The organism is Streptomyces sp. NPDC088766, assembly GCF_044750845.1.
In the GTDB taxonomy this organism is placed as follows: Bacteria; Actinomycetota; Actinomycetes; order Streptomycetales; family Streptomycetaceae; genus Streptomyces.
In genome coordinates this window covers 175,333-179,896 of the sequence record NZ_JBIVKQ010000014.1, presented here as the reverse complement: position 1 = coordinate 179,896, position 4,564 = coordinate 175,333, and the positions used below count along the sequence as shown (strand labels likewise).

3 protein-coding genes are annotated in these 4,564 nt (G+C 71.1%); 1 reads left to right on the top strand and 2 read right to left on the bottom strand.

The window, feature by feature from the left end; translation table 11 throughout:
• Together ACIP5W_RS21115 and argS are read right to left on the bottom strand one after the other, a co-directional pair.
• Nucleotides 1-520, bottom strand: a 520-nt coding sequence (locus tag ACIP5W_RS21115; RefSeq protein WP_401475484.1) for a hypothetical protein, incomplete at its 3' end; no start/stop codon positions are given.
• Nucleotides 521-732: 212 nt separating this feature from the next.
• The gene (argS, locus tag ACIP5W_RS21110; protein WP_401475481.1) at nt 733-2,502 is read right to left on the bottom strand and encodes an arginine--tRNA ligase; all 1,770 of its coding nucleotides are present in this window, start codon (nt 2,500-2,502) and stop codon (nt 733-735) included.
• A 143-nt stretch (nt 2,503-2,645) separates the two neighbouring features.
• Between argS and lysS the strand changes: the two genes are divergently transcribed.
• Nucleotides 2,646-4,412, top strand: a complete 1,767-nt coding sequence (lysS, locus tag ACIP5W_RS21105; RefSeq protein ID WP_401475478.1) for a lysine--tRNA ligase — start codon at nt 2,646-2,648, stop codon at nt 4,410-4,412.
• The last annotated feature ends 152 nt before the right edge of the window (nt 4,413-4,564 follow it).

The following is a 4,564-nucleotide window of genomic DNA, read 5'->3' as shown; positions in this document are numbered from 1 at the left end:
TGAGGGCGGCCAGGAGCAGCGGGTGCTGGATGATGGAGTCCTCGCCGCGCTCCTCGCGGCCGCGGCGCCGCATGAGGGCGGCGAGCAGCAGCGGGTTCTCGATGAGGGAGCCTTCGCCGCGCTCCTCGCGACCACGCCGCATCAGCGCGGCGAGCAGCAGCGGGTGTTCGATGAGGGAGCCTTCGCCGCGCTCCTCGCGGCCGCGCCGCATGAGGGCGGCCAGGAGCAGCGGGTGCTGGATGATGGAGTCCTCGCCGCGCTCCTCGCGGCCGCGGCGCCGCATGAGGGCGGCGAGCAGCAGCGGGTGCTGGATGATGGAGTCCTCGCCGCGCTCCTCGCGGCCGCGCCGCATCAGCGCGGCCAGGAGCAGCGGGTGCTCGATGCCGGACTCCTCACCGTGCTCCTCGCGACGGGCCAGCATGGCCGCCAGAAGCAGGGGGCCGATGGCGGATTCCTCACCGACCTCTTCCGTACCGACTCCCGCCTTTTCCGACGTGGGGGTCTCCGTCGTTGCCGTCATGTTCTCCTCTTTCGTCGACGCATGGCTCGGCGGAGTGCTCGGCCGTCACGGCCTCGGCGCTCCGCCCTACATCGCCAGCGTCGGGGCGTACGGCGCCCACCGCATTTCGATCTTGCCCCGTTCCGCCCGGCCGTGATGCCCGGCAGGAACACGAAAAACGGCCCCGACCTGCAGCGACAGGTCGGGGCCGGAGCCGGCGGGACGAGGGCCGGTCAGAGCCGCTCGGGTGTCCGGATGCCCAGCAGGGCCATGCCCTTGTGGAGGGTGCGGCCCGTGAGGTCCACCAGGAAGAGGCGGTTCTCGACGACCTCCGGCGCGTTGTCGGCGGACAGCACGTGGCACTGGTCGTAGAACGTCGTCAGGTGCGAGGCCAGCTGGTACAGGTACGCGGCCAGCTTGTGGGGCTCGTAGGCCGCCGCGACCTCCTGGACCGTCTCCCCGAACTGGTCCAGGTGCAGGCCCAACGCCCGCTCCGCCGGGGCCAGTTCCAGCTCCGGGTGCGCGGCCGGGCGGGCCTCGCCCGCCTTGCGCAGGATCGACTGGACACGGGCGTACGCGTACTGGAGGTAGACCGACGTGTCGCCGTTCAGCGAGACCATCTGGTCCAGGTCGAACTTGTAGTCCCGCACGGCGGAGGTCGACAGGTCGGCGTACTTGACGGCGCCGATGCCGACGTACCGGCCGTTCTCCTCGATCTCCCGCTCGGTCAGGCCGACCTTCTCCGCCTTCTCCCGCACGACCGCCGTGGCGCGGTCGACCGCCTCGTCGAGGAGGTCCACCAGCTTGACCGTCTCGCCCTCACGCGTCTTGAACGGCTTGCCGTCCTTGCCCAGGACCGTACCGAAGGCGAGCTGGTGCGCCGTGGCGTCGCCGTTCAGCCAGCCGGCCCTGCGCGCGGTCTCGAAGACCATCTTGAAGTGCAGCGACTGCCGCGCGTCGACGACGTAGACGAGCGTGTCCGCCTTGAGCTGGAGGACGCGGTCGCGGATCGCCGACAGGTCGGTCGCCGCGTAGCCGTAGCCGCCGTCCGACTTCTGCACGATGAGCGGGACCGGGTTGCCGTCCGGGCCCTTGACGTCGTCGAAGAAGACGCACAGGGCGCCCTCCGAGCGGACCGCCACGCCCGACTCCTCCAGGAGACGGCAGGTCTCCGCCAGCATGTCGTTGTAACCCGACTCGCCGACGATGTCCTCGTCCCGGATCTCCATGTCCAGCTTCTCGAAGACGGAGAAGAAGTAGATCTTCGACTCGTCGACGAACCGCTGCCACACGGCCAGGGTGTGCGGGTCCCCGGCCTGGAGGTCCACCACCCGGCGCCGCGCCCGCGTCTTGAACTCCTCGTCCGCGTCGAACAGCCTGCGCGCGGCCTTGTAGAGGCGGTCGAGGTTCGACATCGCCTCCTCACCGCTGACCTCGGAGTCCTTGTGGTCCAGCTCGTGCGGGTGCTCGTCCAGGTACTGGATGAGCATGCCGAACTGGGTGCCCCAGTCGCCGATGTGGTGCCGGCGCACCACGGTCTCGCCGGTGAACTCCAGGATCTGCACGACCGCGGCACCGATGACCGCCGACCGCAGGTGGCCGACGTGCATCTCCTTCGCCACGTTCGGCTGGGCGTAGTCGATCACCGTGGTGCCCGGCGCGTCCGCGAGGGGCACCCCGAGGCGGTCGGCGTCCGCGTACCGCGCGCCGAGGTTCTCCACGATCGCCCGGTCGGTGACCGTCACGTTCAGGAAGCCCGGCCCGGAGACCTCGACGTCCTTGATCAGGTCACCGGCGACCACCTCGGAGACGACCCGCGTCGCCAGCTCCCGCGGGTTGGCCTTCGCCTTCTTCGCCAGGGCCAGGATCCCGTTCGCCTGGTAGTCCGCCCGGTCGCTGCGTCGCAGCAGCGGGTCCGCGCCGACGGCCTCCGGCAGAGCAGCCGAGAGGGCGGACGCGAGACGCTGTTCGACGGAGTGACTGAGGGACGTGACCGAGGCCATGGGGTGGCTGCCGTTCTGCTCGGGTTCCGGAAAGTACTACGGGGACCGAGTATCCCACGCGGTGAAAAGCGGTTTTCGCGGATGCGGCCCGGCCTGGGACAATGGAACGCACTTCGAACCTTCAAGCCTTCACACCAGAGGACGTGCCGATCGTGGCTCAGAGCACCGAGACCACCGACTGGGTCTCCCGTTTCGCGGATGAGGTCATCGAGGAGTCGGAGCGTCGGGCCCCGGGCAAAGCGACATCACTCGCTGCCGCTCCGGTGGTCGTCGTCGCGTCCGGCCTCTCCCCCTCGGGCCCCATCCACCTCGGGAACCTCCGCGAGGTCATGACGCCGCACCTCGTCGCCGACGAGATCCGCCGGCGCGGCCACCAGGTACGCCACCTGATCTCCTGGGACGACTACGACCGCTACCGCAAGGTCCCGGCCGGGATCGCGGGGGTCGACGACTCCTGGGCCGAACACATCGGCAAGCCGCTGACCTCCGTCCCCGCCCCGCCGGGCTCGGCCCACCCGAACTGGGCCGAGCACTTCAAGGCCGCGATGGTCGAGTCGCTGGCGGAACTGGGCGTCGAGTTCGACGGGATCAGCCAGACCCGGCAGTACACCTCCGGCGTCTACCGCGAGCAGATCCTGCACGCCATGCGGCACCGCGGCGACATCGACGCGATCCTCGACCAGTACCGCACCAAGAAGGCCCCGGCCAAGAAGCAGCAGCAGAAGCCGCTCGACGAGGCCGAGCTGGAGGCCGCCGAGGGCTCCGGCGCCGCGGCCGAGGACGACGGCAGCTCCGGCTCGGCCGGCTACTTCCCGTACAAGCCCTACTGCGGCAACTGCGAGAAGGACTTCACCACCGTCACCGCCTACGACGACGACAGCACCGAGCTGACGTACGTCTGCGACCCCTGCGGCTTCTCCGAGACCGTCCGGCTCGACGAGTTCAACCGCGGCAAGCTGGTCTGGAAGGTCGACTGGCCCATGCGCTGGGCGTACGAAGGCGTGATCTTCGAGCCCAGCGGCGTCGACCACTCCTCGCCCGGCTCCTCCTTCCAGGTCGGCGGACAGATCGTCGGCATCTTCGGCGGCAAGCAGCCGATCGGCCCCATGTACGCCTTCGTCGGCATCAGCGGCATGGCCAAGATGTCCTCCTCCAAGGGCGGCGTCCCCACCCCCGCCGACGCCCTGAAGATCATGGAGCCGCAGCTCCTGCGCTGGCTGTACGCCCGCCGCCGCCCCAACCAGTCCTTCAAGATCGCCTTCGACCAGGAGATCCAGCGGCTCTACGACGAGTGGGACAAGCTCGACGCCAAGGTCGCCGACGGCAGCGCGCTCCCGGCCGACGTGGCCGCCCACTCCCGCGCGGTCCGCACCGCCGTCGGCGAGCTGCCCCGCACGCCCCGGCCGCTGCCGTACCGCACCCTCGCCTCCGTCGCCGACATCACCGCCGGACACCAGGACCAGGCGCTGCGCATCCTCAGCGAACTGGACCCCGACAACCCGCTCGGCACCCTCGACGAGGCACGCCCCCGCTTCGACAGGGCCGAGGCCTGGATCAACACGCACGTTCCCGCCGACCAGCGGACCGTCGTGCGCGAGGAGCCCGACGGCGAACTGCTGAAGTCCCTCGACGAGGACTCCCGCCAGTCGCTGCGGCTCCTGCTCGACGGCCTCGCCGGGAACTGGTCCCTCGACGGGCTCACCCACCTCGTGTACGGCGTGCCCAAGGTGCAGGCCGGGTTCTCCCCGGACGCCACGCCCAAGGAACTGCCGCCGGAGATCAAGACCGCCCAGCGGACGTTCTTCGCGCTGCTCTACCACCTGCTCGTCGGGCGCGACACCGGGCCGCGACTGCCCACCCTGCTGCTGGCCGTGGGCCAGGAGCGGGTGCGGGCCCTGCTCGGGGAGTAGCCCGAACCGTACGGGAGGGGGGGGGGCCCGGGGGGCCCCGGGCCCCCCCCCCCCGGGCCCCCCCGGGGGGGCCGGGGGGGGGTGGGGGGGGCCCGGGGGCCCGGGGGGGCGCCCCTGGGAGCGCGCCGCCCGCCCCCGCCCGGGACGCGGGC